This window comes from Oleisolibacter albus (assembly GCF_003336875.1).
Taxonomy (GTDB): Bacteria; Pseudomonadota; Alphaproteobacteria; order Azospirillales; family Azospirillaceae; genus Niveispirillum; species Niveispirillum album.
The window spans coordinates 29,670-55,298 of the sequence record NZ_QGNJ01000018.1 but is presented as its reverse complement, the minus strand read 5'-3'; the positions used below and the strand labels follow the sequence as shown (position 1 = coordinate 55,298).

Here is a 25,629-nt window from a genome sequence, read left to right as displayed (position 1 = left end):
GGAGGAGTCTCATGTATCTGGGCAAAGTCATCGGCACGGTGGTCTCCACCAGCAAGGACTCCTCGCTCTCCGGCTGCAAGCTGCTGATCGTGGCGCGGCTGACGGAGATGCTGGAGCCCGAGGGATCGACGGAGATCGCGGTGGACACGGTGGGCGCCGGCAATGGCGAGACCGTCATCGTCGCCCAGGGCAGCGCCGCCCGCCGGGCCAGCGGCCACGACCATTCCGTGGTCGACTCCGCCATCGTCGGCATCGTCGACACGGTGGAGACCGTGGGCGGGGGGAGGTTGTGATGTCCACCCATCCCGCCACAGACAAGGAAACGCTTGCCGCGCTGGTCCGTGCCACGGTCGCGGCCCTGGCCGACCGCCCGGCCTTCGGGCTGGAGCAGGCCAAGAGGCTGGCCGCAGCGGCGGAGCGGGCGGCCCAGGATCTGGCTGTGCCGGTGGTCGTCGCCATCGCCGATGCCGCCGGCAGCCTGATGCTGCTGCAGCGCATGGACGGCACCCTGCCGGGCAGCACCGACATCGCCATCAACAAGGCATTCACGGCGGCGGCCTTCCGGCTGCCGACCGACGAACTGGGGCGTCTGGCCCAACCGGGCCAGCCCCTCTACGGCATCCAGACCACCAACCAGGGCCGCGTCGTGCTGTTCGGCGGCGGCCTTCCCTGCCGCAGCGGCGGGGTGGTGGTGGGCGCTATCGGCATCAGCGGCGGGACGGCGGAGCAGGATGTGCGTATCGCCGCCCAGGCGCTGCAGACTTTTTCGGAATGATCAGGGAACCGGCCTGAAGGAGTGAACGATGATGAATGACGGACAGATCGCCGCCGCGGTGGCCAAGGTGCTCGAAGCCTATGGCGCGGCTGCCGATGCGCCGCCGCCCCCATCCGCGGAGCCGGCCGCCGTGACGAGGCCACTGGCGACGGGCCAATCGGCAGCAGGATTGATCGAACAGGCCATCGCCAAGGCCCTGGCCGGCGGCCAGCCGGCTCCGCATGTGCCCGATCCGGCCGGTTGCGGCTGGAAAGCCGGCGCCGGCAAGACGGCTGCCGATGATCCCATCGCCCGCATCATCGCCAAGGTGGTGGGGGAGCAGAGCCTGACGCCGGCCGCGCCGGCAGCCACGGTGGCGGCCCCGACCGATTGCGGCGATGGCGTCTTCGCCACCATGGACGAGGCGGTGGAGGCTTCGGCCCTGGCCCAGCGGCAGTATCTGCTGTGTACCATGGCCGACCGCGAGCGCTTCGTGCAGGGCATCCGCGATGTGGTGCTCTGCCCGGCGACGCTGGAGACCCTGGCACGCATGGCGGTGGAGGAAACCGGCATCGGCAATGTCGAGCACAAGCTGATCAAGAACCGGCTGGCCGCGGAGAAGACGCCGGGCACCGAGGATCTGACCACCGACGCGCAGAGCGGCGACAATGGCCTGACCCTGGTGGAATACTCGCCCTACGGCGTCATCGGGGCCATCACCCCGACCACCAACCCGACCGAGACCATCATCTGCAACTCCATCGGCATGCTGGCCGCCGGCAACAGCGTGGTGTTCAGCCCGCATCCGCGCGCCCGCAAGGTGTCGCTGCTGCTGGTGCAGCTGATCAATCGCAAGCTGGCCGATCTCGGGGCACCGGCCAATCTGGTGGTGACGGTGTCCAAGCCGTCGATCGAGAACACCAACGCCCTGATGGCCCATCCCAAGGTGCGGATGCTGGTGGCCACCGGCGGCCCCGCCATCGTCAAGGCGGTGATGTCCACGGGCAAGAAGGCCATCGGTGCCGGTGCCGGCAATCCGCCCGTGGTGGTGGACGAGACCGCCGACATCGAGAAGGCGGCCAAGGACATCGTCAATGGCTGCAGCTTCGACAACAACGTGCCCTGTGTCGCCGAGAAGGAGATCATCGCGGTCGATCAGATCGCCGACTATCTGCTGTTCAACCTGAAGAAGAACGGCGCCTACGAACTGACCGACCCGGCCCAGATCGCGGCGTTGCAGAAGGTGGTGCTGACGGACAAGGGCGGCCCGCAGACCTCCTGCGTGGGCAAGAGCGCGGTGTGGCTGCTGGACAAGATCGGCATCGCGGCCGATGCCAGCATCAAGATCATCGTCATGGATGTGCCGAAGGAGCATCCGTTCGTGCAGGAGGAGCTGATGATGCCGATCCTGCCGCTGGTCCGGGTCAAGGACGTGGACGAGGCCATCGACGTGGCCGTCGAGGTGGAGCATGGCAATCGCCACACCGCCATCATGCATTCCACCAATGTGCGCAAGCTCACCAAGATGGCGAAGCTGATCCAGACCACGATCTTCGTGAAGAACGGCCCGTCCTATGCCGGCCTCGGCGCTGGCGGCGAGGGCTATTCCACCTTCACCATCGCCGGCCCCACGGGGGAGGGGCTGACCTCGGCCAAGTCCTTCGCCCGCCGCCGCAAGTGCGTGATGGTCGAGGCGCTGAACGTCCGCTGAGGATGAATGGCCGATCCCCCCGGGGCCGCCCCGGGGGGATGAGGTTCCGGACCCAGGAGATCCCATTATGACTGCACGGATCATCAGCGCGCCGACCCCCGAAGTGGTGGAGATGCTGGAACGGCGGATGCGCCCGGAATCCCGCGATTTTCTGCGGCGGCATCGCTACGACGCCGTCGGGCTGGTCCAGACCAGCGTGACGGATCTCTTCTTCTTCGCGGATATCGCCGGCAAATCCTCCAATGTCCACACGGTGGAGCTGTACGGCAGCTGTCCCCAGCATGTTTCAACCCTGGCTTTCTTCGGGGAGACCTCCGCGGTCCATGCCGCCATGGAGGCCATCCAGAGGGAAATGAGCGCCTTCTGAACGCAAAATGGCGCCCCAGACGCGGCGCGAACGCGCAGCCCAGAGCCCGAGGAGACACCCATGACCCCGACCCGATATGAACAGGAAGGCACGGTTTTCGACATCCAGCGCTATTCGGTCCATGACGGGCCGGGTATCCGCACCATCGTCTTCCTGAAAGGCTGCCCCCTGTCCTGCCGCTGGTGCAGCAACCCGGAATCCCAGCGTCCGCAGCCCATCCTGATGTACCAGAAGTCGGCCTGCACCCAGTGCAACCGCTGCATCGAGGTGTGCAAGCAGGGCGCGATCTCCTTCGCCAACCCCACCTTCATCGACCGCAGCCGCTGCATCTCCTGCGGGGCCTGCGCCGAGGTCTGCCTGCCCAACGCCCTGGTGATGAAGGGCCGGCGCATGACCGTGTGGCAGGTGGTGCAGGAACTGCAGAAGGACGCCACCACCTATCGCCGTTCCAACGGCGGCATCACCCTGTCCGGCGGCGAGCCCCTGGTGCAATCCGACTTCGCCCGCGAGCTGCTGAAGGCCTGCAAGGAGAAGGGCTGGCACACGGCCATGGAGACCACCGGCCATGCCAGCAAGGAGGTGGTGGAGGATGTGATGCCCTTCGTCGACCAGGCCCTGGTCGATCTGAAGTCCATCGATCCGGCCGTTCACAAGGAGAATACCGGTGTCGACAACCGGCAGATCCTGGAGAACGCCATCCGCATCTCCACCATCACCAAGGCCGTGGTGCGGGTGCCGCTGGTGCCCGGCGTCAATGCCAACCGCCCGGCGGTGGAGGCCATCGGCCGGTTCGCCAAGCTGATGCACAATGTCGATACCGTGCATCTGCTGCCCTATCACACCTATGGGGAGAACAAGTACGATCTGCTGGGCCGGCCCTATCCCATGGGCAATACCCCGACCCTGCCCAAGACCACGGTCGATGAACTGAAGGGCGTGGTCGAAGGGCTGGGCCTGCGCTGCATCATCGGCGGCTGAGCGGGGCGTCCGGCGGCCATCCCGGCGGCGGCCGGACACCCGTTGCGGGCGGGCGGCTCCGGCCGTGACGCCCGTCCGTGCCGGGGAGGGGTGGCATGTAGGCATCCGAGCGCACACATAATGGTATGCTATCAGAACTAATGTGTGTCCGGGGGCTTGCGACAAGATCCATGGTTGCACTTGCCCTCGTCATCGGCCAAACTCCCGCCAAACGGTATCCATTGATACCTTCGGGACGGAAACCGCCGACATCGATCGGTCAAGTGCGGCAGTGCGGCAAGTCTTTCCCTTGTCCGTATGCGGTGGGATCGGAGGCTCCGATCCCAACCGGACCATAATCCGCCGGATGGCGGCCTATGGGCATTTCGGCAGGGAGAACGAGGGATTTCAATGGGAGCGCACGAATCGCGTGGACGCGCGGCGCGCCCTTTGCACGGGATCACCCCGGGGGCCGCGGGCGGCCATGCCAGTTGGGGATTCGGCATGGGTCAGTCTTTGCGTCTCCAGGATCTGATCAGCGTCGAGATGCTGCAGAAGGTCCAGGACAATTTCAGCGGCGCCACCGGCATCGCCATGATCATTGTCGACGACCATGGCACGCCGCTGACAACACCCAGCAATTTTTCCGCCTTCTGCCACGCCATCCGGACCTCGGCAGACCGTCGCGATCTCTGCTTCCGCTGCGATGATGATGGCGGGCGCCGGGCCCTGCTGACGGGCGAGCCCAGCATCTACCAGTGTCATTCCGGCCTGGTGGACTTCGCCGCGCCGATCATCGTCCGCGACCAGTATCTGGGGGCGGTGATCTCCGGCCAGGTGCTGCTGCGCGAGGGGCGTGATCTGCCGCTGGCCTTCATCAGTCCGCCGGACGACAGCTGGAAGCAGGACCCGCATCTGCGCGCCCTGCGCGAGAAGGTCCAGGAGATACCCTATCAGAAGCTGCGTTCGGCGGCCTATGCCCTGTTCCACATGGCGGCCTATCTGGTGGAGGAGAGCTATTCCAACGCCGAGAGCCAGGAGCGCAGCGCCCAGGATCTGCGGGTGATGGAGGAATCCAAGCGCCGGCTTGAGCTGGAGAAGTCGCTGCGTGAGGCGCAGCTGCAGGCGCTGGCCTATCAGGTCAATCCCCACTTCCTGTTCAATGTGCTGAACACCATCGGCCGGCTGGCATTGAAGGAACGGGCCCACCAGACCGAGGAGATCCTCTACGCCTTCTCCGACATGATGCGCTACATCCTGAAGAAGAGCCGGTCGCAGATCGTGCCCTTCCAGAACGAGATGGAGCATGTGCGCAACTATCTGAACATCCAGAAGATCCGCATGGGCGACCGCTTCACTTTCGCCCTCGATGTGGACCGCCGCTACGATTATGTGCTCTGCCCCTTCATGGTGTTGCAGCCCATTGTGGAGAACAGCATCAACTATGCCATCGAGCCGCGGGAAGCCGGTGGCGAGATCCGGATCACCGCGCGGGACGACGGGCGCGACCTGATCCTGGAGGTACTGGACAACGGCGACGGTGTCGATGCGGAAACCGTGCGCACGGCATTGGCCGGCACCGCCGACCAGCATGGCCGCACCAGCATCGGCCTGCACAATGTCGACAGCCGTCTGCGCCACTTCTTCGGTGACGCATACGGACTCCAGATCGAAAGCCCCCATATCCCGGGTGGTGGTACGCGCGTGCGCATGCGCTTCCCGCTGCAGTATGACCCCTGCAACGGGTGAACCGGGGCCGGAGGAACTGATGTACGGCGTGGTGATCGTCGAGGACGAGGAACTGGAACGCCAGGCGCTCCGGACCATCCTGACCGAGCATGTGGATGGCATCCGCATCCTGGGGGAGGCGCGGACCGGGCTGGAGGCGGTTCAGCTGATCGATCAGCATGAGATCGACATCATGCTGGTGGACATCAACATCCCGCTGATGAGCGGGCTGGAGGTGGTGCGTCATCTCCGCCGCAAGCGCGCCGACACCAAGGTCATCATCACCACGGCCTACGATTTCTTCGAGATGACCCACACGGCCATTCAGCTGAAGGTGGACGAGTATCTGCTGAAGCCGATCCGCACGCCGGCCCTGGTGGCGACCATCCAGTCCTGCATCCTGCAGTTGGGCACGGCCCGGCACTGCCGGGTCCTGGCCGAGCGGCTGGCCGAGCTTTTGGGCCAGAACGCCTATCAGGACAGCATCGCCCTGGTGCGCCGGCATGTGGAATGGATCTATGCCCAGCAGGGGACGCAGCAGGGGGAGGACCCGCGCAGCCTGCTGCTGGGCTTCTCCTCCGCCGTGGTCGGTCTGGTACGGGAGAAGGGGCTGACCATCCCGGACGGGCTCAGCCGTCAGATCATGGGGCTGCAATCGCTGCCGGCCGACGACCAGAGTGCCAAGGTGGTGCTGGATGTCTTCCTCGGTCTGGTCGATCTGCTGTTCGATCGGGACGGTGAGCGCTTCGGCGGCAGTTCCACCACGGTGAAGAAGGTGCTCGACTATATCGAGCGCAACATGATGCGCCGCGTGACGCTGGAGGATGCGGCCGAATATGCGGATATCAGCCCCTCCTATCTCAGCCGCATGTTCAAGAAGGCGCTGAACATCAACTTCGTCACTTATCTCACCGGCCGCCGCATCGAGATCGCCAAGGAAATGCTGCGCGAGACCGACCGCTCCATCACCGCCATCGCGGCGGAGCTGTCCTACAACGACGTCAATTATTTCTGTAAATCGTTCAAGAAGGAGGTCGGCGTCTCGCCGGCGGAATACCGCCGCCAGTCGGCCTGAGCGAGTGTCCGCCGCGCTTGCGGGCGGCGGCTCTGCTCATCCCTTGCCGATTCCGGCGTCCACGGCCTCTCCGTCCCGGTGTGGCCGCAGTTCCGGCGCCCGGGTCGGGGCGCCGGCCCCGTCCAGGCCGGCGCCGACGCGCAATTCGCCGCGCAGCCGCTGGATGATGGCCCGTACCTCGGCCTCGGGCACGCCCAGCCGCACCAGCGCATAGCCGGACATGGCCAGCGACAACTCGCGCTCGCCGGTGGCGGCCATGCCGACACCGTGGCGCTCCAGCCAGGCCATTTCGCCTTCGCCCTGGGCGCGGACCACCGTATCGACCCGTGGATTGGCGGCCTTGGCCGCCGCCACCACCCGCCGGGCCTGGGCGGCACCGGGGGCGGTCATCACCAGCAGCCGGGCACGGGCGACGCCGGCGGCCTCCAGCACATCCGGGGCACCGGCATCGCCCCAGACCACCTCAAGCCCCTTGGTGCGCAGATCCTCGGCCCGGCGGCGGTCCAGCTCGATGACCACGAAGGGGCGGCCGCGCTCCGCCAGCAGGCGGCAGACCAGGGCCCCGACACGGCCATGGCCGACGACCACGGCATGGCCGCTGATGCTGGCGGGGACCGGTTCGGTCGCGGCCGCGGCTTCGGCCGCCGCCGCGTCGGAGCGGCGGCCCTCCAGCCGCACGGCCAGCCGGTCGGCCAGGGTGAAGACCAGCGGGTTGAGGGTGATGGACAGGATGGCGGCGGCCAGCACCAGATCGCGCCCCTGTTCCGGCAGCATGCCCAGCGAGATGCCGAGCCCGGCCAGGATGAAGGAGAATTCACCGATCTGGGCCAGACTGGCGGAGATGGTCAGCGCCGTGCGGGGGCCGTGGCCCAGCAGCCGCACCAGCCCGTAGGCCGCGGCGGACTTGGCCAGGATGACGATGCCCAGGGCCGCCAGCACCGAGAAGGGGCTGTGCAGCAGCACCATGGGATCGAACAGCATGCCGACCGAGACGAAGAACAGCACGGCGAAGGCGTCCTGCAGCGGCAGGCTGTCGGCGGCGGCCTGATAGGACATGTCGCTTTCGCTCAGCACCACGCCGGCGAAGAAGGCACCCAGGGCGAAGCTGACACCGAACAGTTCGGCGGATCCGAAGGCGATGCCCAGCGCGATAGCCAGCACCGCCAGGGTGAACAGCTCGCGCGAGCCGGTGCGGGCCACGTGGGCCAGCAGCCAGGGCACGGCCTTGCGTCCGGCCACCAGCATGACCGCGGCGAACAGGGCCACCTTGCCGATGGTCAAGCCCAGCTCCGCCCACGGGATGGCGGACCCGGTATCGCCACCGGCGCCGGCGTCGGCCAGGGCGGGCAGCAGCACCAGCGCCAGCACCATGGCCAGATCCTCCACCACCAGCCAGCCCACGGCGATGCGGCCGTCCGGGCTGTCCAGCATCCCGCGCTCCTCCAGAGCCCGCAGCAGCACCACGGTGCTGGCCACCGACAGGCAGAGTCCGAAGACGATCCCGGCGCTGAGGTCCCAGCCCCACAGGGCGGACACGCCGACACCCACCAATGTTGCCGCCAGGATCTGTACCACGGCCCCGGGCAGGGCGACGCGCCGCACCGACCATAGATCCCCGACCGAGAAATGCAGGCCCACCCCGAACATCAGCAGGATGACGCCGAACTCCGACAGCTGCGCCGCCAGATCGGAATCCGCCACCACGCCGGGCGTGTAGGGACCAACCGCCACGCCCGCCAGCAGATAGCCCACCAGCGGCGGCAGCCCGATGCGTTTGGCGGCAAGGCCGAACGCGAAGGCGAAGACCAGACCGATGGCGATGGTGGCGATCAGGGGCGGCGAATGGTGCATCGGGCGGAGGCCTCCTGGAATGATGGTGATGGGGGTGGATCCGCGGCGAGGGATCGCCACATGACATGGTGATTAAAGACGTTCATGTGAACGGTTTTCATCCATGGAAACGGACATTTCTTTCACCTTCCAGCAACCCGGCGGCCTTACCGCTGCGCAATGCCGCGCGGCCCGGGCGCTGGTCGACTGGTCCCAGGCGGATCTGGCGCGGCAGTCCGGTGTCGGCTGCAGCACCATCCGCAGTTTCGAGCAGGGGCGGCATGCGCTGATGCGGGCCAACCATCTGGCCCTGCAGGCCGCGCTGGAACGGGTGGGGGTCGTCTTTGTCGAGGTGCCGGGGATCGGCTCCGGCGTCGTCCTGCGGCCCGCGGCCGGCGATGCCGCTGCGCCTGGCGACGACCTGCCCCCATGGACCCGCCCGATGCGGTGACCCGCGCCGCCGACGCTCGACACCCCGCCGGCACGGTCAGTTCATGGCATCGGTGCCGAAGCGATAGGTGTGCCCCGGCCAGACCTGTGGTGCCGCCCGCTCATATTGCGGGGCGTAAGCCACCGTGGCCCCCAGCGTCCGTGCCGCATGCCAGGCCCAGCGCGGATCGTCCAGCGCCGTGCGGCCCAACGCCACCAGGTCGGCCTGGCCGTCGGCGACGATGCGCTCCGCCTGCTCCGGCGCCACGATCAGCCCCACGGCCATGACCGGGATCTCCACGCGCTGGCGCAGCGCCGCGGCGAAGGGAACCTGATAGCCCGGCCCCACCGGGATGGAGGCACGGGCGATGCCCCCACTGGTCACATCCAGGAAATCGACGCCGCGCTGGCGCAGCGCTTCGCCGAAGATTGCGGCCTCCTCCACGGTGATGCCGCCCTCCAGCCAGTCGGACCCGGTCAGACGCACGCCCAGCGGCCGGTCCTTGGGCCAGGCCGCACGCACCGCCTCCGTCACCCGCAGCGGGAACCGCATGCGGTTCTCCAGCGGCCCGCCATGATCGTCCGTGCGCCGGTTGGCGATGGGTGACAGGAACTGGTGCAGCAGATAGCCGTGGGCGGCGTGGATCTCCGCCACGTCCAGGCCGATGCGGGCGGCCCGCGCCGCCGTGTCGGCGAAGGCCTGGGCCAGATGCCGCATCTCCCCGTCGCTCAGCGCCTCCGGCACCGGCCAGCCCTCGGCGAAGGACAGGGCCGATGGTCCGACCCGGCGCCAGGGCTGCTCCGGCCCCAGGGGTCCCCCGCCCTGCCAGGGGGCGGCGACGCCCGCCTTGCGGCCGGCATGGGCGATCTGGATTCCCAGGCGGGCGCTGCCATAACGGTGACAGGCCGCGACCACGCGTGCCAGCGCCGCTTCGGTGCCGTCATCATAAAGCCCGAGATCGGCGGCGGAGATGCGGCCCTCCGGTTCCACCGCCGTGGCTTCCAGCATCACCAGCCCGGCGCCGGATGTAGCCAGCATGCCCAGATGCATCATGTGCCAGTCGGTGGCCCGTCCCTCCTCGGCGCTGTACTGGCACATGGGGGAAATGACGATGCGGTTGGGCAGTTCCTGCCCGGCAAGGCGGAGCGGGGAGAACAGGGCGGACATGCGGCCTCCTTCAGCGTGCTGCATCCATTGACAGTGCGGCTTGACAGACCTTTCCGCCGGCGGAAACGACGACGGTCACAGCCGGCGGATCAAGCCTTTGCCCCCGCCGTAACCGTTCCGCAGCCGGAAGGATATCGTCGCTGGGCCAGAGGCCGCTGCCCAGCGCCGCGGCATAGCCGCGGGGCAGTCCGGCGGACTGCATGGCCGCCTGCGCCGCCCGCCAGTCGTAATCCAACGCCCGGTGCTCCAGGCGCAGTCCCTCGGCCGTCGGGGTCAGCAGCCCGTACCAGACGCGCGGCGTGCCGTCGTCGGCCGGCAGGCCGATGACCCCGGCATTGTGCCATAAACGGCCGTCGGCCAGCCGGGTGAAGGGAAGGCCGCTGTGGCCGCACAGCACGCCATCGGCCCCGGTGAGGGCGATCTCCGCCGTCAGGTCGGCGTCGGCGGCGGAGGGGAAATGGAAGCGGTTGCTGGCCGTGGCTCCGCCGTGCAGCACGGCCAGACGCAGGCCGGCGAGTTCCACCGTCAGGCGGGCCGGCAGCGACCGCATCCAGGCCCGGGCCTCGTCGTCGATGCGGGCATCGGCGTAGCGGTACCATTGGGCCGAAGCCAGATCGCAGGCCGTTCCGCTGCCGAAGCCGCAGCCGCAATCGCCGGCCCCGCGGCCCAGCTGCTCCTCCACATTGCCGGCGACGACGGCGATGCCCCAGTCGCGGACCAGGGCCACGGTGGCGGCGGGATCGGCGCCATAGGCCACCACGTCGCCGGTGCAGAGGATGTGCCGCGGCGGAATACCCAGCCGCTCCGCCTCGGCACGCAGGGCACGGGTGGCCTGGAGGTTGGAATAGGGGCCGCCGAACACCAGCAGCGGCCCTTCGATCCGGATCGGGGCGGGGGGCGGACGGGATTTCATGGCCAGACCATGGGCCGGCGCGGCTCCTTTGTCATGCCCCCTTGTGCCGGCGCTAACGCCCTTGTGACTTTTGCCGGTGCGTTTCCCCCGCCCATAGTGCCGGCCAGTCTCCACCGCAAGGAATGCTCCGCCATGCGCCTGCGCCTTCTCACTCTGTTGACGGCCCTGCTGGGCCTGTTGTCCTGGAGCGTTCAGGCGGCCGAGCCGCTGCGCTTCGCCGTGGCCCCGTTCCAGGCCAGTCCGTCCGACACGCGCCGCCTGTTCGAACCGTTCTTCAGGCATCTGGCCGAGGCCGTGGGCCGGCCCTACGAGCTGACCGTGACCACCGACTGGGCCGGCATCAGCGTCGCCCTGTCCAGCGGCACCGTGGATGCGGCCTGGATGGGACCGTGGGGCTATGTGCTGGCCCATGCCGAGGGCGGGGCGGAGGCGATCGCCACGGTGAAGTATGACGGCAAGCCCACCTACCACGCCATCATGCTGGCCCGCCCGGACCTGCCCATTGTCAACTGGCCCGCGGATGCCAAGGGACGCAGCATCAGCTTCGCCGATCTGGGGTCCACCAGCGGCTGGCTGATCCCGACGCACTGGTTCATGACGCAGAAGATCGACCCCAAGAGCTTCTTCCAATACCGGGAAGGCGCCAGCCACGCCGCCAATGTCACCGCCGTGGCCAACGGCCAGGTCGATCTGGCCACCGACTATGACCGCAATCTCCGCGCCATGCTGGACAAGGGTCTGGTCAGGCCCGACCAGGTGAAGATCGTCTGGACCAGCGAGCCGCTGCCCAATGATGCGCTGGCCGTGCGCAAGGGCCTGGACCCGGCCCTGGTCAAGGGGCTGCAGCAGGCCGCCACCGGCATCTCGGAGGAACAGGCCAGGACCCTGATGCCGCCGCATTATACCGGCTGGGTCGCCGCCGACCATGCCAGCTACGCCATGATCGAGGCGGCGGGCCGTGCCGTCGGCCGGGTGAAGTAGGGAATGCCTCCATCCCGTCCCCATCGGGACCCGGCCAGCGGGCGCTACGTGCTTCCGTCGCGGCGCCTGGGACCGATGGGCTGGCTGCTGCTGCTGGGGCTGGCCGGTTTCCTCGGCACCTGTCTCTGGCTGGTGGATGCCAGCCCGGCCCGGCTGGCGGCTGGTCTGCCGCGGTTGGCGGCCTGGACCGCCCGTGGCTGGCCCCCGGATTTCAGCGAGTGGGATGCCCTGCTGCTGCGGGCGGGGGAGACCCTGGCCATTGGCACGCTGGGAACGGCCTTCGCCGGGGTGCTGGCCCTGCCGCTCTCGATCCTGGCGGCGCGGCCGCTGACGCCGTCGCCGCTGCTGCGCCAGCCCGTGCGCCTGCTTCTGGATGGCCTGCGCGGGGTGGATGGATTCGTCTTCGCCCTGCTGTTCGTGGCCGCCGTCGGGCTGGGGCCGTTCGCCGGCATGCTGGGCGTGCTGCTGCATTCGGCCGGCAGCATCGCCAAGCTGTGGTCGGAGGAGATCGAAAGCGCCGATCCCGGCCCGCTGGAGGCGGTCGCCATGACCGGGGCCGGGCGGGCGCGCATCGCCCTGTTCGCCGTGCTGCCGGACCGTCTGCCGGCCATGACCAGCACCTTGCTCTACATCTGGGAGTTCAATGTGCGGGCCAGCACGGTGCTGGGCGTGGTCGGGGCCGGCGGTCTGGGCCAGGAGTTGAAGGCGGCCACCGATCTGCTGCAGTTCGACCGGGTCTTCGCCATCCTGATCCTGGTCGTCCTGCTGGTCACCGGCATCGACCGGCTCAGCGCCCTGATCCGGCGGCGGCTGGCATGAGCGGCGGTCTTGATATCCGCGGCCTGGAAAAGGCCCTGGCCGGCCAGCCGGTCCTGCGCGGCGTCGATCTGGCTGTGCGTCCGGGGGAACTGGTGGCCCTGCTCGGTCCCAGCGGTGCCGGCAAGACCACGCTGTTCCGCTGTGTCGCCCGTCTGGTCCGCCCCGATGCCGGCCGGATCCGGCTGGGCGGCGCAGAGTCCGCTCCCGATCTCGCCCGTCTGGAGGGCGCGGCCCTGGTGGCGGCACGCCGGCGTGTCGGGCTGGTGTTCCAGCAGTTCAACCTGATGCGCCGGCTGTCGGCCCTGGACAATGTGCTGACCGGGCGTCTGCACGGATTGCCCTTGTGGCGCGCCGCCCTGCGCCGCTTTCCCGAGGCCGAGCGTCAGGCGGCCCTGGCCGCGCTCGACCGGGTGGGGCTGCTGTCGCAGGCCCTGGTCCGGGCCGACCGCCTGTCCGGCGGACAGCAGCAGCGGGTCGCCCTGGCCCGGGTGCTGGTGCAGAACGTGTCGCTGCTGCTGGCCGACGAGCCGGTGGCCAGTCTGGACCCGGAAACGGCGGCGGGGGTGCTGGGGCTGCTGCGGGAGATTGCGCGGGAACGCCGCATTGCCGTGCTGGTCAGCCTGCACCAGCTGGATTATGCCCGCGGCTTCGCCGACCGGGTGGTCGGGCTGGGCCGGGGCCGCGTGCTGTTCGACCTGCCGCCGGCGGGCCTGGAAGAGGGGCATCTGCGCACCCTGTTCGCCCCGCCTGCGGGCTGATTTACGCTCTATGCAAAAGGGGTATGCGTCGTTTACCGAACTTTCAGAAAACGTATTGTAGTATTTGCCCAGCGCGGATGAGGGAAACCCCGGCGGGACTGTGACCCGCCGCCTCGCCTGAGAGGGCCGCACCCATAAAGGGCTCCACCCCGCGGTGGAGCCCTTTCGATTCCGGCACCGGACCGGGGCCGGTCCCAGGGCCTCAGAATGCAGGCGATGCGCCGCCGACGGACCCGATGCTGGTCGGCGCCACGCCCTGGCAGATCACGGGCAGCAGATCCAGCAGCGTGTCGCCCTGCCGCCCGTCCTCGTCTCCGCCCTCGACCCGCCAGCCGGTCCCCTCGGCCACGATACGGTAGTGCTGGCTGCGTTCCCGTCCGTCCCAGTCACGGTCGATCACGGCCACGCTGACGACCGTGCCGCTGCCGGGCCGCTCCGCCAGCACCAGGGCCGGCCCCAGATCCCACACCGCCTGTTCGCCCGCCTCGATCATGCGCCGTCTCCCCGGATGTGCGGGCAAGCCTACCGCCCCCTGTCGTCGCGGTCGAAAGAAAAGGGGGGCGACCCTGCCAACATCGCAGATCCGCCATCGATGCAGCGACAGAACGATTTGCGCTGAATCAACGCACGCCGGGATTGCGGCTGGTCTAGTGCCTGGAACAGCAGAAGAAGCGGAGAGAACCATGGCATCCGCCGGTCGCCCGATCGCCATCGCCCTTGTCCTTGTCGCTGCCGGCGCCGTCGGCTGGACCGCCCTGACCGGGCTGTCACCGCAGTCGCCACCGGGAATCGAAACCGCCAATGGCCGGGTGGAGGGGATCGAGGTGCATGTGGCGGCCAAGTTCGCCGGCCGCATCACCGGCATCCGCGCCGATGAGGGGGATCTGGTCCATGCCGGCGACATCCTGGTGACGCTGGACCGCCGGACCCTGGAAGCCCAGCGCAACGCCGCCATCGCCCAGGTCGCCCTGCGGCGGGAGGAGCGGGCCGCGGCCGAGGCCGCCCTGGCCGGCCGTGAGCGCCAGCTGTCCCTGGCCCAGGTCACCCTGAAACGCACGCGGGAGCTGGCGCGCCGGGGCAACATCTCCGATGCCACGGTCGATGCCGATACCACCCGGGAGGCCGTGGCGGCCGCCGAACTGGCCGCGGCCCGTGCCCAGCTCAACCAGGCCGATGCCGCCGTGCAGGCGGCCCTGGCCCAGGTCGAGGAGATCGAGTCCACCCTGGCCGACACGGTGATCTATGCCCCCATTGACGGCCGCGTACAGTACCGCACGGCCGAACCGGGCGAGGTGGTGGCCGCCGGGGCCCGGCTGCTGACCCTGGTCGATCTGCGCAGCCTCTACATGCAGGTCTATGTGCCCATGGGCACGGCCGGACAGGTCAAGCTCGGCGACGAGGCCAAGGTCCGTGTCGATGCCCTGCCGGGCGCCATCATCCCCGCGCGCGTCAGCTTCGTGGCCCCGGAGGCCGAGTTCACGCCCAAGGAGGTGGAGACGCGGGAGGAGCGCCAGAATCTGGTGTTCCGCGTCAAGCTCGACCTGCCGGAAACGGCGGACGAGCGGGTGAAGCCCGGCATGCCCGGCACCGGCTATGTGCGCACCCTGCCGGGCGCCGTCTGGCCGGAGACGCTGCCATGACAGCCGGGTCCGGCGCCGCCGTGCCCATGGCCGGTGAGCCGTCCGCCGGTGGCCCCCTGGCCGGCGCGGTTCCCCCGGATGCGCTCCCGGATGCGGTCGCCAGCCTGACCGGTGTCAGCCACCGCTACGGCCCGGTGCGGGCGCTGGACGGGCTGAGCCTGGACATCCCGGCTGGCGGCATGGTCGGCGTCATCGGCCCGGACGGGGTCGGCAAATCCACCCTGCTGGCCCTGGTCTCCGGCGTGCGCAAGCTGCAGCAGGGGGAGGTGCGGGTGCTGGGCGGGGACCTGCGCAGCCGCCGGCACCGGGCCGATCTCAACCGGCGCATCGCCTATATGCCGCAGGGGCTGGGCGGCAATCTCTACCGCGAGCTGTCGGTGGAGGAGAATGTGGGTTTCTTCGCCGACCTGTTCGGCGTCACCGGGGCGGAACGCCGGGCACGGCTCGACCGGCTGCTGGAAGCCACCGACCTGGCCCGGTTCCGTGCCCGCCGGGCCGGGCAGTTGTCCGGTGGCATGAAGCAGAAGCTGGGGCTGTGCTGCGCGCTGGTCCACAATCCCGATCTGCTGGTGCTGGATGAGCCGACCACCGGGGTCGATCCGCTGTCGCGGCGCGATTTCTGGCGTCTGGTGCGGGAGATGAAGACCACCGTGCCCGGCATGACCGTGCTGGTGGCCACAGCCTATATGGAGGAGGCGGCGGATTTCGATCATCTGGTGATGATGGAGGCCGGGCGCATCCTGGCCGACGGCTCGCCGGCCGATCTCATGCGCCGGGCCGGGGCCGCCGATCTGGAGGCCGCCTATGTGGCGCTGCTGCCGCCGGAACGGCGCGTGGGCAGCGAGCCGTTTCACAAGACCGCCCGGCCGGCCAGCGACGCCATCGCCATCGAGGCCACGGACCTGACCCGGCGCTTCGGCGCCTTCACCGCCGTCGATGCCGTCAATTTCCGCATCGGCAAGGGGGAGATCTTCGGCTTCCTCGGCCCCAACGGCTGCGGCAAGACCACCACCATGAAGATGCTGACCGGCCTGCTGCCGGCGACGGAGGGCAAGGCCCTGCTGTTCGGCCGCACCGTGGCCGCCGGTGACATGGAGGTGCGCCGCCGCACCGGCTACATGGCCCAGAGCTTCAGCCTCTATGGCGAGCTGACGGTGGCGGAGAATCTGCGCCTGCATGGCCGGCTCTATGGTCTGTCCGCCGCCGAGACGGCCGGGCGCATGCGGGAACTGGTGCAGCGCTTCGCCCTGGGCGACATCCTGGACAACCGGGCCGACGGACTGCCGCTGGGCATCCGCCAGCGCCTGTCCCTGGCCGTGGCCGTGATCCACCGGCCGGAGGTGCTGATCCTGGACGAGCCTACCTCGGGCGTGGACCCGGTGGCGCGCGACGGCTTCTGGCGCCTGATCCTGGAACTGTCGCGTCAGGATGGCGTCACCGTCTTCGTCAGCACCCATTATATGAACGAGGCCGAGCGCTGCGACCGCATCGCCCTGATGCGCGACGGCCGCCTGCTGGGCCAGGACGCACCCGATGCGCTGGTGCGGGCGGCCGGTGCCGCCAGCCTTCAGGACGCCTTCATCCATTTCATCGAGGCCGACATGGCCGCCCGCGGGCGGCGGGAGGCGGCGGCATGAACGCCCTGCGACGTCTTTCCGCCCTGCTGAAACGGGAAGTGCTGGAGATCCTGCGCGATCCCTTCCGCCTGTCGGCCGCCTTCATCGTGCCGGGCGTGATGATGCTGATCTTCGGCTTCGGCCTGTCGGTGGATATCGAACAGGTGCCGTTCGCCGCGCTCGATCAGGACCGCACCCCGGCCAGCCGGGACTATATCGACCATTTCGCCCGCAACCGCTATTTCGCCGACCAGGGCGTGGCCCGGTCCCGTGCCGAGCTGACGGAGCGGCTGCGCACGGGCGAGCTGAAAATGGCGCTGGAGATCCCGCCGGGCTTCGGCCGCGACCTGACCGCCGGCCGCGTGCCGCAGGTGGCCATCCTGGCCGACGGGACCATGCCCTTCCGGGCCGAGACCGTGCGCAGCTATGCCGAGGCCATGCATCTGGCGCTGATCCAGCGGCTGGCGCAGGAAAAGGCCGGTGCGGACACGGCGCTGATGCCCGCATCGGTGGAAACGCGCTACTGGTACAATCAGGCCCTGAAAAGCCGGGTGACCTTCGTGCCCGGCCTCATCGCCGTCATCCTGACGATCGTTCCGGCCATGCTGACCGCCGTGGCCGTGGTGCGGGAGAAGGAGCTGGGCAGCATCACCAACCTGTATGCCACCCCGGTGACGCGGCTGGAGTTCCTGTTGGGCAAGCAGTTGCCCTATGCCGTCATCAGCTATCTCAACTTCATCCTGCTGGCGGTGGCGGCCGTGCTTCTGTTCGGCGTGCCGCTGAAGGGCAGTGTGGCCGCCCTGGCCCTGGGGGCGGCGCTGGCCGTGCTGTGCAGCACCGGCATCGGCATGCTGATTTCCGCCTTCACCCGCAGCCAGGCGGCGGCGCTGCTGATCACCATGATCCTGACGCTGGTGCCCAGCTTCCTCTATTCCGGGCTGCTGACCCCGGTGTCGGGCCTGGGGCCGGGCGGCACGGCCTTCGCCTATGGCACGCCGACCATGTATTTCCTCAACATCACGGTCGGGGCCTTCTCCAAGGGGCTGGCGCTGGCGGATCTGGCGCCAAATCTCGGGGCGCTGGCCCTGTTCTTCGTCGGCCTGACCGCGGTCAGCACCGTGCTGGTCAAGAAGCAGGGGGCCTGAATCATGGACCGCAGCGGGACAGGCGGGGCTTTGGGGCGGATCGCCCGGCTGGGATTCAAGGAAATCCTGTCGGTGGTGCGCGACCTGGGGCTGCTGCTCTTCATCGTCTACGCCTTCACCGGCGACGTGCAGGTGGCGGGGGAGGGTATCTCGCTGGAGGTGCGCAACGGCGCCATCGCCGTGGTGGACGAGGATGACACGCCGCTGTCGCGCAGCATCATCGACGGATTCCAGATGCCCTTCTTCCAGCCGCCGCAGCGCATCAGCTATGGCGAGGTGGCGTCGGGGCTGGACAGCGGCCGCTTCACCTTCGCCGTGATCCTGCCCAAGGATCTGGAGGCCGATCTGGTGGCCGGCCGTGTGCCCGGCATCCAGGTCAATGTGGATGCCACCGCCGTGACCCAGGCCTATGTGGGGGCCAGCTACATCCAGCAGATCATCCTGCGCAAGGTGGCGGAGCATGCCGGCGGCAGCCCGGACCTGACCAGCAGCCTGCCCATCGATGCCCGCATCCGCGTGCTGTTCAACCCGAACCGCACCGACACCTGGTATTCCGGCCTGACCGAGCTGTTGCAGATGGTGGCGGTGATGTCGCTGCTGCTGCCGGCCATCGCGCTCCTGCGCGAGAAGGAACACGGCACGGTGGAGCATCTTCTGGTCATGCCGGTCTCGCCGGCGGAGATCATGCTGTCGAAGATCCTGGCCAATGGCGTCATCGTGCTGGTGGGGTCGGTCATCGGCCTGCTGCTGGTGGTGCATGGCTGGTTCGGGGCCCCCATCGTCGGCTCGGTGGCGCTGTTCCTGCTGGTGACCGCCCTGTTCCTGGTCACCACCTCCGGCCTGTCCATGGTGCTGGCAACCATTGCCAGCAACGTGCCGCAGCTGGGGTTGCTGGTGGCGCTGGTTCTGTCGCCGATGATCTTCCTGTCCGGCGCCTATACCCCGGCCGAGAGCATGCCGCAGGCCGTGCGCTGGCTGATGGTGGTGTCGCCGCTGACCTATTACGTCGATGCGGCCACGGCCATTGTCTTCCGCGGCGCCGGGCTGTCGCTGCTCTGGCGCGATCTGCTGGCCCTGGCCGGGTCCGGTATCCTCTTCTTTGCCATCGCCCTGGTGCGCTTCCGCAAGGCCATGGCCGGCGGCTGACGGCGGGCGGTCGCGCAGGTCATCGCCCCGCAATGGTCCCGCCACCGTCACCGCCGCGTCCAGATCCTGTCATGATCGGCGTCCAGCCTGTTGTCATGGGGAACCCGCCATGGGCTGGCGGGTCCCGGACAGGAGATGGGATCATGCAACCACGGTCGACGCGTCTTGCTGCAGGGGCTCTGGCCCTGTCGCTGCTGACCTCGGGCTTGCTCATGGCGGCGCCGGCCCGGGCGGGGGATCGGGGCGACAGCGCCGCCATCGGTGCCGGCATCGGTGCCCTGGGCGGCGCCATCGTCAGCGATGGCGATCTGGCCGGCATCCTTGGCGGGGCCGCCCTGGGCGGCATCGTCGGGCTGGCCGTGGCGCCGGACCATGACGACCGGCGGACCATCTATGTCGACCGCCATCACGACCGTCCGGGACCGCCCCGCGCTTACTATCCGCCGCCCCGGACCTATTATCCGCCCCCGCCGCCGCGCGGCTGGCATGAGGGGCCGCGCTGGGATCATGGCCGTCATTGGGGGCCGCCGCCACCGCGCTGGACCCCGCCCCCGCCACGCCATCATCATTGGCATGACCGCTGATCTCGGCCCCCGTCGGAACCCCTGACAGGGGCGGGACCGCCCAGCCCCGTCTTCTCCGGATTTCCGCGGCATCGGCCGCCCCCGCCATGCGTCGCCTTCCGCCGCTCTGGCGCCGCGCAGGAACACCGCGACCTGACATCAACCGTCTGCCGTTGAAGCGCGCCACCGACGCCGGAGGGCGACGTTGACCGCTCACCAGGTCAGGCCGAGGCCGAGATAGGCGGTGCGGCCATAGCGCTCATGGCCGATCACCCAGTCCGGGCGCCCTCCCTGATAGTCCCACTGGCTTTCATCCAGCAGGTTCTGGAGTTCCAGCGACAGGCTGGCGGACTCCGTCAGGGCATAGCTGATCTTGGCATCCAGGCGGCGGTAGCGGTTGACGTAGAAGTCAGTGGCCCGGCTGTCGGACACGGCGTTGAGATAGGCGCCGCCATGGTGATAGGACAGCGCCGCTTCGATTCCGGCTCTCTGGTAGAACAGCTGGGCGCCGTACAGCCGGTCGGCCTGCCGCGGGAAGGGCACCCGGCCGCCGTCCGGCAGCGTCAGCACGGAATCGGTGAGGGTGAGGTTGGCCGCAAGGCCGAAGCCGGCCCAGAAGCCGGGCAGACCGGTGAATTGCTGCTGCACCGCCAGTTCCAGGCCCGTGATCCAGGCGTGGCCGCCATTGCGTGCCTGTTGGAATTCCAGCCGGTCGAAATGGACACCGCCATAGACCGTGTCGGTCCGCGTGTCGCGGTAGGTGAAGACCGGATCGCGGATGCGTTTGTGGAACAGTGCCGCCGACAGCAGCCCGCCCTTGGCGAAATAGTATTCGCCGGCCAGATCATAGTTGCTGGCCTTGTACGGGCGCAGCTCCGGATTGCCGGTGAACAGCTCCCCTTCGACGCTGCCGCCGGGCAGGGTCTCGAAGGTCAGGGCGGCGGCCGGGGCCAGGGTGCTGTAGGCCGGCCGGCCGAGCGTCCGGGTGACGGAGGCCCGCAGCACCACCTCCTCCGTCGGGTCGTAGCGCAGGTGAAGGTTGGGCAGCAGATCGGTATAGGCGGTGGTCCCCTTCACCGGCGTCACCACGCTGTGATTGGTTACCTGGGTCCCGGCGGCCGTGATGGCGGTGTGCTCCAGCCGCAGCCCGCCGGTCAGCGTGATCTGACCGACCACCAGATTGGCCATGGCGTATCCGGCCGCGATGTCCTCGTCGAAACGGTAGTCGGAGCGCAGGGAGGCCGCCAGGGTCGCCGCCTCGTTCGGAACGAAATGGCCCGTCCCCAGGAAGCCGGCCGTAAAGGCGCGGATCGCCTCCTGGTTGATGGTGGGGAAGACCGTATAGGTCTGTCCATCCACCGCCACATCGGCCCGCGGGCCGGCCAGGTCGAAATCGGCCAGGGTGAAGGCGAAGGCGCCTTTTCCGGGGCCATAGGTGGCGATGGTGTCGTCCTCCTGCTTGCGGTCGCTGCGGTACTTGGCGCCGACCTTCAGGTACGACCCCTCATCTCCCACGGGCAGGGCACGCTTGAGATCCAGGCGGGCGACGCCGGCCCGCTGTTTTCCATGATTGTCCTGGGTCGAATACTGGTTGAAGCCCAGCGCGCCGGGTGGGGCATCGGCGCGCGGCGTCAGGGCGAACAGCAGCGGCCCCATGTCGAAATCAGCCGTGACGGCACCGCCGCGGAAGCTCCAGACCTGGTTCGGTTCTTTCAGCCGGTTCTCCACCCAGGACAGATCGTAGCTGACCTCCCAGCCGCCGCGGCGGTGCTCGCCGCCGATGCCGACGGTGGCGACCTGCTTTTCCTTCTGCTCCAGACGCAGATCGACGCGGGCCTCCGCCCCGACAGACGTGCCGGTTTCGCCATCGCCGGGTGTGACCTGACCGTTCCCGATCAGGCTGGACGTGGCGAAATCCAGCCGGTAGCGCTGCCGGCGTTCATCCTCGCGGAAGCGGCTGAACAGCCCGCGAAGATAAAACCTGTCTCGGTCCGTCGGCTCGACCTCCAGGGCAGCGTTCAGGCCCAGGCGGCGGCGGTCCACGTCATAGATCGTGTCCTTCAGCGTCACCGGCAGGCCCCGGTCGAAACCGGGAACCGCCCGCCAGTCGTCGGGGTAGACGCCATAGGTGCGGTAGTCGCGGGCCGAATAGTTCCCGCCCAGCAGCAGACCCCAGGACCGGTCCGGACCGAACAGGCCTCCCAGGGTCAGGGACCCGGCCACCGGCGTCCCGTCGTTCAGCTGCTCGTGTCCGGCCTGGACGAAGGCTCGGCCGAAGAAAGCCCGGTTCTGGTCGAAGGGGCTTTGGGTCACCAGATTGATGGTGCCGCCCAGGGCCTGGGCATCCATGTCCGGCGTGACCGCCTTCACCACCTCGATGCGGGACACCAGCTGGGCGCTGATGACGTCCAGCGGCATGGCACGGCTGTCGCCATCCGGGGTGCCCAGCCCGACGCCGTTGACGGTGACATTGTTCAGGCTGGCATCGATGCCGCGGATGGTGACGTAGCGGCCCTCGCCCTGGTCGTAATGCAGGCTGACGCCAGGCAGCCTCTCGGCGCTCTCGGCCGCATTCTTGTCGGGCAGACGGCCGATCTCGTCGGCGGAGACCACGTCGCGGACACCGATGGCGTCCCGCTTCTCCTGCAGGGCCCGCATCTGGGCCAGGCGCTGGCCGGTGACGACGATCTCTTCCAGCACGGGCGGATGGGGCTCGCGTGGCCGGGACTCGAATGGGGGGGACTCGGGCGGGCGGCGGCCCAGGATCAGGGTTCGGCCATCGTCGGCCTTGACCTCCAGGGTGGTGCCGGCCAACAGCCGGTCGATAGCCTCGCGCGTGGCCAATCGGCCCTTGACCGCCGCACCCCACTGGTCGCCGGCGGCGGCGTCGGTGACCAGGATCTGTGTCCCGGACTGGCGGCTGAGTTCCAGGATGCCGGTGCGCACCGGCTGGGTGTCGATATCGAACTCATGCGGCTGCGCGGCGTCCTCCGCCCGCGCGCCGGCCATGCACAGGCCGATCGCCATCATCACGGTCGATGCACAGCGCAGACGCATGGTCCGGCTCAGGTCCGGGGGCTGACGCGGGGGCGCGGCAGAGCGGTGCGCCTAGGTGCGGCGGTCATAGCCGATGCGGATTTCCCGTTCGCTCAGGGTCAGGGGCGCGCCCAAAGCGATGGCGGCTGCGCGGGCGAAGGCTTCGGGGTCCTCGGCCCGGAAGGCGCCGAACACCTTTTCGCGGGCCAGGGCCGGGTCGGACACGACCAGTCGCCGCCGGTTGTAACGGTTGAAATCGCTGGCGGCGCTGCCGAGGCTCTCCCCCTCCAGGATGATCATGCCGGTGCGCCAGGCCAGCCGCCGCTCGGCCTCGTGGGCCGGCAGCGGGGCCACGGCCGGCGCCTGTCCCGCCTGACGGGAGAGATGCTGTCCAGACTGAACCAGGGTCGGTGGTGTCGTCCCGATCAGACCGGCTTCCCAGGTGCGCACAGCGCCGGCGGTGACAAGGATGTCCACCTGCGGGCTGAGATGGCGGACGGCGAAAGCGCTGTCCAGGCAGTGGATATGTGTCGATCCCGCCGTGACGATGAAAGGCCGGGTCTGGCGCGCCACGGTGAACAGGGCCTCGCCGCGGTTGAGATCGATCAGGCGTTCCGTCTCCCCGAACTGGACGCTGAGGGCGCTGTCCGTGTTCAGCGTGACCAACGATCCATCGGGCAGGGACAGGTGCCGCACCTCGCCCCTGGCCGTTTCATGCCGTTCGCGCCCCAGATAGCGCCCCGTCAACCCCAGTGCCGCCGCGGCCGCCAAAGCGCCGCCGCCGGCCAACAGGGCGCGGCGGCCGATGCGTGGCCCGTCCAGGGACTGATTCACCGACCGCTGCGCCAGGCCATGCCCGAAACGTCCGGTGGCGCTCTGCCCCAGATGGCCGATCTCTCGCGTGGCGCCGTCTCTACTCATCCGACAGGTGCTTCCGGTGGGTCGTGATCCGAAGTTGACCAGCGGTTGCCGTCAATTGCAAGCAATGTGCGCCGGGTGGAGGGGGCTGCGCGCAAATGCACCCTGGCGGTGTCGGCGGGTCCCGGGCGTGCGGGGCCGGTCCGGGGCGGACATGTCGGTGGGGAGGTTGGTCGAATATCGCATGGCGCGGGGGGAATGCCCTCCGCGCCATGTCTCCGTCAAATGAAGATTGGACGACAGTCGGGGTCAGGTGTCTGCCGCGGCCGTCGGTGCGGTCATGCCGCCGGGCGTGCCACCGGGCGCATCAGCAGCCGCAGCACCAGGGCCGTCACCACCGTTCCGGCCACCAGCGCCGCCACATAGCCGCCCAGATGGGTGACGGCATTGGGGATGGGCAGCACGAAGATGCCGCCATGGGGAACCTTGAGCTCGGCGGCGACGGCCATGGAGATGGCACCGGCCACGGCGGAGCCGGCGACCAGGGCCGGGATCACCCGCAGCGGGTCGCGGGCGGCGAAGGGGATGGCGCCTTCGGTGACGAAGGCCAGGCCCAGCACGGCGGCGGCATTGCCGGCCTCACGCTCCTCCGGGGTGAAGTGCTTGGCGAACAGCCGGGTGGCCAGCGCCAGCCCCAGCGGCGGGGTCATGCCGGCCACCATGGCCGCGGCCATGGGGGTATAGACCTGGCTGGCGATCAGGCCGGTGGAGAAGGCATAGGCCGCCTTGTTCACCGGGCCGCCCATGTCGAAGGCCATCATGGCGCCGATCAGCAGGCCCAGCAGGATGGCGCTGCTGCCCTGCATGCTCTTCAGCCAGGTGGTCAGGGCGGTCAGCAGCTCGGCCACGGGCACGCCGACCACATAGGTCATCAGCAGGCCCGTCAGCAGCGTGCCCAGCACCGGCAGGATCAGCACCGGCTTCAGGCCTTCCAGCGTGCGTGGCAACTGGATCGTGCGGTTCAGGAAGGCGACGCCATAGCCGGCGATGAAGCCGGCGGCGATGCCGCCCAGGAAGCCGGAACTGAGATTGGCCGCCACCATGCCGCCGATCATGCCGGGGGCGATGCCCGGCCGGTCGGCGATGGAGAAGGCGATATAGCCGGCCAGGGCCGGGATCATCAGGGCGAAGCCGCCCTTGGCCCCGATCTGGAACAGGGCATAGGCCAGGGTGCCCTTGTGGGCGTCGTCATAGGCGTAGATGCCGCCCAGGGCGAAGGCCACGGCGATCAGCAGGCCGCCCGCCACCACGAAGGGCAGCATGAAGGACACGCCGGTCATCAGATGCTTGTAGGGGCCGGTGCGCTCGCCGCGGGCCGGCTTGGCCGCGCTCCCAGCCGCAGCGGCAGCCGCAGCCGGGGCGGTGCCATGCGGCTGTGCCTCGGTCTCGGCCCGCCGGATCAGCGCCTTGCCGTCATTGATGGCGGGCTTGGTGCCGCTGAGGAACACGCGCTTGCCGCCGAAGCGGGCCAGATCGACCTGGGTGTCGGCGGCGATGATCACCAGATCGGCAGCCGCGATCTCTGCCGGGGTCAGCGTGTCGCGGGCACCGACGGACCCCTGGGTCTCCACCCGGATATCATGGCCCAGGGCCCGGGCCGCCTGTTGCAGACCCTCGGCCGCCATGAAGGTATGGGCGATGCCGGTGGGGCAGGAGGTGATGGCGACGATGCGCAGCGGCGCATCCCCGGCTGGCTCCTGTGCCGTTCCTTGGGCCGTGGCCGGGGGGGCAGCGGTCCCGGCGGCGGGACCCAGCGTCCTTGCCAGCACGGCGTCGGCGTCGGCCAGGACCTGTTCCAGCGAGGCCCGGAACTGGGCCCGTCCGCCGAAGCGTTCGGCCGGCAGCGGGCTGCTGGCTGTCCCCGTGGAGCTGCCGACCAGCAGGATGCGGGCCGACGGCGGGATGTCGGCCGCGTTGACCTCTCCCAGCACGCCCTGGTCGAGGCGGACCTCGACGGCGATGCCGATTCCGCGCTGTTTCGCGGCCTTGCGCAGGGCTTCCGCCGCCAGCACCCCCTGGGTGCTGTATTCGCCGGCGCCGATGACCGCCACCACATCTGTCATTGCTTCCTCCCG

At 69.1% G+C, this 25,629-nt stretch carries 24 protein-coding genes; 17 read left to right on the top strand and 7 right to left on the bottom strand.

Features of this window, described 5'->3' with window-relative positions:
• The first annotated feature begins 11 nt into the window (after positions 1 to 11).
• From grpN to DK368_RS18945, 8 genes are all read left to right on the top strand, one after another.
• Positions 12 to 293 (top strand): microcompartment shell vertex protein GrpN, encoded by a 282-nt coding sequence (gene grpN, locus DK368_RS18980; protein WP_114395556.1) that lies wholly within the window; start codon positions 12 to 14, stop codon positions 291 to 293.
• On the top strand, positions 293 to 775 hold the full coding sequence (locus DK368_RS18975) for a GlcG/HbpS family heme-binding protein (protein ID WP_114395555.1): 483 nt from the start codon (positions 293 to 295) through the stop codon (positions 773 to 775). The genes grpN and DK368_RS18975 overlap by 1 nt, the downstream gene beginning before the upstream one ends.
• A 28-nt stretch (positions 776 to 803) precedes the next feature.
• A complete protein-coding gene (locus DK368_RS18970; protein WP_275668537.1) occupies positions 804 to 2,465 on the top strand; it encodes an aldehyde dehydrogenase family protein in 1,662 nt (553 codons plus the stop codon).
• A 67-nt stretch (positions 2,466 to 2,532) separates the two neighbouring features.
• Positions 2,533 to 2,832, top strand: coding sequence for a BMC domain-containing protein (locus tag DK368_RS18965; RefSeq protein ID WP_114395554.1), 300 nt, complete (start codon positions 2,533 to 2,535; stop codon positions 2,830 to 2,832).
• Between the two features lie 60 nt (positions 2,833 to 2,892).
• Positions 2,893 to 3,810, top strand: a complete 918-nt coding sequence (locus DK368_RS18960) for a glycyl-radical enzyme activating protein (protein ID WP_114395553.1) — start codon at positions 2,893 to 2,895, stop codon at positions 3,808 to 3,810.
• Between the two features lie 142 nt (positions 3,811 to 3,952).
• Positions 3,953 to 4,324 carry a methionine adenosyltransferase domain-containing protein gene (locus DK368_RS22145; RefSeq protein ID WP_338045708.1) on the top strand — a complete coding sequence of 124 codons (372 nt, stop codon included), beginning with the start codon at positions 3,953 to 3,955 and terminating at the stop codon, positions 4,322 to 4,324.
• Positions 4,294 to 5,538, top strand: a complete 1,245-nt coding sequence (locus tag DK368_RS18950) for a sensor histidine kinase (RefSeq protein ID WP_114395552.1) — start codon at positions 4,294 to 4,296, stop codon at positions 5,536 to 5,538. The genes DK368_RS22145 and DK368_RS18950 overlap by 31 nt, the downstream gene beginning before the upstream one ends.
• Before the next feature lie 19 nt (positions 5,539 to 5,557).
• Positions 5,558 to 6,592 carry a response regulator transcription factor gene (locus DK368_RS18945; protein ID WP_114395551.1) on the top strand — a complete coding sequence of 345 codons (1,035 nt, stop codon included), beginning with the start codon at positions 5,558 to 5,560 and terminating at the stop codon, positions 6,590 to 6,592.
• A 36-nt stretch (positions 6,593 to 6,628) separates the two neighbouring features.
• On the opposite strand, the gene ybaL is transcribed toward DK368_RS18945, so the two are convergent.
• Complete coding sequence (gene ybaL, locus DK368_RS18940; protein WP_114395550.1) at positions 6,629 to 8,443, bottom strand: YbaL family putative K(+) efflux transporter; 1,815 nt, start codon at positions 8,441 to 8,443, stop codon at positions 6,629 to 6,631.
• A gap of 103 nt (positions 8,444 to 8,546) precedes the next feature.
• Here ybaL and DK368_RS18935 point away from each other — a divergent pair, with 103 nt between their 5' ends.
• Positions 8,547 to 8,873, top strand: coding sequence for a helix-turn-helix domain-containing protein (locus DK368_RS18935; protein ID WP_114395549.1), 327 nt, complete (start codon positions 8,547 to 8,549; stop codon positions 8,871 to 8,873).
• Positions 8,874 to 8,909: 36 nt separating this feature from the next.
• Here the strand turns inward: DK368_RS18935 and DK368_RS18930 are convergent, their stop codons facing one another.
• Both DK368_RS18930 and DK368_RS18925 read right to left on the bottom strand, forming a co-directional pair.
• Complete coding sequence (locus DK368_RS18930; protein ID WP_114395548.1) at positions 8,910 to 10,019, bottom strand: NADH:flavin oxidoreductase/NADH oxidase; 1,110 nt, start codon at positions 10,017 to 10,019, stop codon at positions 8,910 to 8,912.
• Positions 10,020 to 10,029: 10 nt separating this feature from the next.
• Positions 10,030 to 10,932: a metallophosphoesterase family protein gene (locus DK368_RS18925; RefSeq protein ID WP_114395547.1), complete on the bottom strand. Its 903-nt coding sequence runs from the start codon at positions 10,930 to 10,932 to the stop codon at positions 10,030 to 10,032.
• A gap of 132 nt (positions 10,933 to 11,064) precedes the next feature.
• Between DK368_RS18925 and DK368_RS18920 the strand changes: the two genes are divergently transcribed.
• The 3 genes from DK368_RS18920 to phnC are packed head-to-tail and all read left to right on the top strand — an operon-like array spanning position 11,065 to position 13,490.
• The gene (locus tag DK368_RS18920; protein ID WP_114395546.1) at positions 11,065 to 11,913 is read left to right on the top strand and encodes a phosphate/phosphite/phosphonate ABC transporter substrate-binding protein; all 849 of its coding nucleotides are present in this window, start codon (positions 11,065 to 11,067) and stop codon (positions 11,911 to 11,913) included.
• Positions 11,914 to 11,916: 3 nt separating this feature from the next.
• Positions 11,917 to 12,732, top strand: a complete 816-nt coding sequence (gene phnE, locus DK368_RS18915; protein ID WP_205028295.1) for a phosphonate ABC transporter, permease protein PhnE — start codon at positions 11,917 to 11,919, stop codon at positions 12,730 to 12,732.
• Positions 12,729 to 13,490, top strand: coding sequence for a phosphonate ABC transporter ATP-binding protein (phnC, locus tag DK368_RS18910; RefSeq protein ID WP_114395544.1), 762 nt, complete (start codon positions 12,729 to 12,731; stop codon positions 13,488 to 13,490). Before phnE ends, phnC begins: the two co-directional genes overlap by 4 nt.
• Positions 13,491 to 13,692: 202 nt before the next feature.
• On the opposite strand, the gene DK368_RS18905 is transcribed toward phnC, so the two are convergent.
• Positions 13,693 to 13,983 carry a hypothetical protein gene (locus DK368_RS18905; protein WP_114395543.1) on the bottom strand — a complete coding sequence of 97 codons (291 nt, stop codon included), beginning with the start codon at positions 13,981 to 13,983 and terminating at the stop codon, positions 13,693 to 13,695.
• A gap of 190 nt (positions 13,984 to 14,173) precedes the next feature.
• Between DK368_RS18905 and DK368_RS18900 the strand changes: the two genes are divergently transcribed.
• The 5 genes from DK368_RS18900 to DK368_RS22130 all read left to right on the top strand — a co-directional run bounded on the left by DK368_RS18900 (position 14,174) and on the right by DK368_RS22130 (position 19,621).
• Complete coding sequence (locus DK368_RS18900) at positions 14,174 to 15,130, top strand: HlyD family secretion protein (protein ID WP_162306101.1); 957 nt, start codon at positions 14,174 to 14,176, stop codon at positions 15,128 to 15,130.
• Positions 15,131 to 15,156: 26 nt separating this feature from the next.
• Complete coding sequence (locus tag DK368_RS22140; RefSeq protein ID WP_476703854.1) at positions 15,157 to 16,767, top strand: ATP-binding cassette domain-containing protein; 1,611 nt, start codon at positions 15,157 to 15,159, stop codon at positions 16,765 to 16,767.
• A complete protein-coding gene (locus DK368_RS22135) occupies positions 16,764 to 17,891 on the top strand; it encodes an ABC transporter permease (protein ID WP_240002574.1) in 1,128 nt (375 codons plus the stop codon). Before DK368_RS22140 ends, DK368_RS22135 begins: the two co-directional genes overlap by 4 nt.
• Before the next feature lie 3 nt (positions 17,892 to 17,894).
• Positions 17,895 to 19,037 carry an ABC transporter permease gene (locus tag DK368_RS18890; RefSeq protein ID WP_114395541.1) on the top strand — a complete coding sequence of 381 codons (1,143 nt, stop codon included), beginning with the start codon at positions 17,895 to 17,897 and terminating at the stop codon, positions 19,035 to 19,037.
• Positions 19,038 to 19,180: 143 nt separating this feature from the next.
• Positions 19,181 to 19,621 carry a hypothetical protein gene (locus tag DK368_RS22130; RefSeq protein ID WP_193552319.1) on the top strand — a complete coding sequence of 147 codons (441 nt, stop codon included), beginning with the start codon at positions 19,181 to 19,183 and terminating at the stop codon, positions 19,619 to 19,621.
• A gap of 192 nt (positions 19,622 to 19,813) precedes the next feature.
• Here the strand turns inward: DK368_RS22130 and DK368_RS18880 are convergent, their stop codons facing one another.
• The 3 genes from DK368_RS18880 to DK368_RS18870 all read right to left on the bottom strand — a co-directional run bounded on the left by DK368_RS18880 (position 19,814) and on the right by DK368_RS18870 (position 25,617).
• A complete protein-coding gene (locus DK368_RS18880; RefSeq protein ID WP_114395540.1) occupies positions 19,814 to 22,657 on the bottom strand; it encodes a TonB-dependent receptor in 2,844 nt (947 codons plus the stop codon).
• 51 nt (positions 22,658 to 22,708) lie between these two features.
• On the bottom strand, positions 22,709 to 23,557 hold the full coding sequence (locus DK368_RS18875) for a FecR family protein (protein ID WP_114395539.1): 849 nt from the start codon (positions 23,555 to 23,557) through the stop codon (positions 22,709 to 22,711).
• Between the two features lie 275 nt (positions 23,558 to 23,832).
• Positions 23,833 to 25,617 (bottom strand): fructose-specific PTS transporter subunit EIIC, encoded by a 1,785-nt coding sequence (locus DK368_RS18870; RefSeq protein WP_114395538.1) that lies wholly within the window; start codon positions 25,615 to 25,617, stop codon positions 23,833 to 23,835.
• Positions 25,618 to 25,629: the final 12 nt, after the last annotated feature.

What these genes read in the sequence shown, in the direction of transcription:
- DK368_RS18950 (WP_114395552.1), top strand. Translation starts at nt 4,294, where the DNA reads ATGGGTCAGTCTTTGCGTCTCCAGGATCTGATCAGCGTCGAGATGCTG.
- phnC (WP_114395544.1), top strand. Translation starts at nt 12,729, where the DNA reads ATGAGCGGCGGTCTTGATATCCGCGGCCTGGAAAAGGCCCTGGCCGGC.
- ybaL (WP_114395550.1), bottom strand. Translation starts at nt 8,443, where the DNA reads ATGCACCATTCGCCGCCCCTGATCGCCACCATCGCCATCGGTCTGGTC.
- phnE (WP_205028295.1), top strand. Translation starts at nt 11,917, where the DNA reads ATGCCTCCATCCCGTCCCCATCGGGACCCGGCCAGCGGGCGCTACGTG.
- DK368_RS18975 (WP_114395555.1), top strand. Translation starts at nt 293, where the DNA reads ATGTCCACCCATCCCGCCACAGACAAGGAAACGCTTGCCGCGCTGGTC.
- DK368_RS18970 (WP_275668537.1), top strand. Translation starts at nt 804, where the DNA reads ATGATGAATGACGGACAGATCGCCGCCGCGGTGGCCAAGGTGCTCGAA.
- DK368_RS18875 (WP_114395539.1), bottom strand. Translation starts at nt 23,557, where the DNA reads ATGAGTAGAGACGGCGCCACGCGAGAGATCGGCCATCTGGGGCAGAGC.
- DK368_RS18890 (WP_114395541.1), top strand. Translation starts at nt 17,895, where the DNA reads ATGGACCGCAGCGGGACAGGCGGGGCTTTGGGGCGGATCGCCCGGCTG.
- DK368_RS22130 (WP_193552319.1), top strand. Translation starts at nt 19,181, where the DNA reads ATGCAACCACGGTCGACGCGTCTTGCTGCAGGGGCTCTGGCCCTGTCG.
- DK368_RS18900 (WP_162306101.1), top strand. Translation starts at nt 14,174, where the DNA reads ATGGCATCCGCCGGTCGCCCGATCGCCATCGCCCTTGTCCTTGTCGCT.
- DK368_RS18965 (WP_114395554.1), top strand. Translation starts at nt 2,533, where the DNA reads ATGACTGCACGGATCATCAGCGCGCCGACCCCCGAAGTGGTGGAGATG.
- DK368_RS18935 (WP_114395549.1), top strand. Translation starts at nt 8,547, where the DNA reads ATGGAAACGGACATTTCTTTCACCTTCCAGCAACCCGGCGGCCTTACC.
- DK368_RS22135 (WP_240002574.1), top strand. Translation starts at nt 16,764, where the DNA reads ATGAACGCCCTGCGACGTCTTTCCGCCCTGCTGAAACGGGAAGTGCTG.
- DK368_RS18930 (WP_114395548.1), bottom strand. Translation starts at nt 10,019, where the DNA reads ATGTCCGCCCTGTTCTCCCCGCTCCGCCTTGCCGGGCAGGAACTGCCC.
- DK368_RS18870 (WP_114395538.1), bottom strand. Translation starts at nt 25,617, where the DNA reads ATGACAGATGTGGTGGCGGTCATCGGCGCCGGCGAATACAGCACCCAG.
- grpN (WP_114395556.1), top strand. Translation starts at nt 12, where the DNA reads ATGTATCTGGGCAAAGTCATCGGCACGGTGGTCTCCACCAGCAAGGAC.
- DK368_RS18920 (WP_114395546.1), top strand. Translation starts at nt 11,065, where the DNA reads ATGCGCCTGCGCCTTCTCACTCTGTTGACGGCCCTGCTGGGCCTGTTG.
- DK368_RS18945 (WP_114395551.1), top strand. Translation starts at nt 5,558, where the DNA reads ATGTACGGCGTGGTGATCGTCGAGGACGAGGAACTGGAACGCCAGGCG.
- DK368_RS22140 (WP_476703854.1), top strand. Translation starts at nt 15,157, where the DNA reads ATGGCCGGTGAGCCGTCCGCCGGTGGCCCCCTGGCCGGCGCGGTTCCC.
- DK368_RS18960 (WP_114395553.1), top strand. Translation starts at nt 2,893, where the DNA reads ATGACCCCGACCCGATATGAACAGGAAGGCACGGTTTTCGACATCCAG.
- DK368_RS18925 (WP_114395547.1), bottom strand. Translation starts at nt 10,932, where the DNA reads ATGAAATCCCGTCCGCCCCCCGCCCCGATCCGGATCGAAGGGCCGCTG.
- DK368_RS18880 (WP_114395540.1), bottom strand. Translation starts at nt 22,657, where the DNA reads ATGCGTCTGCGCTGTGCATCGACCGTGATGATGGCGATCGGCCTGTGC.
- DK368_RS18905 (WP_114395543.1), bottom strand. Translation starts at nt 13,983, where the DNA reads ATGATCGAGGCGGGCGAACAGGCGGTGTGGGATCTGGGGCCGGCCCTG.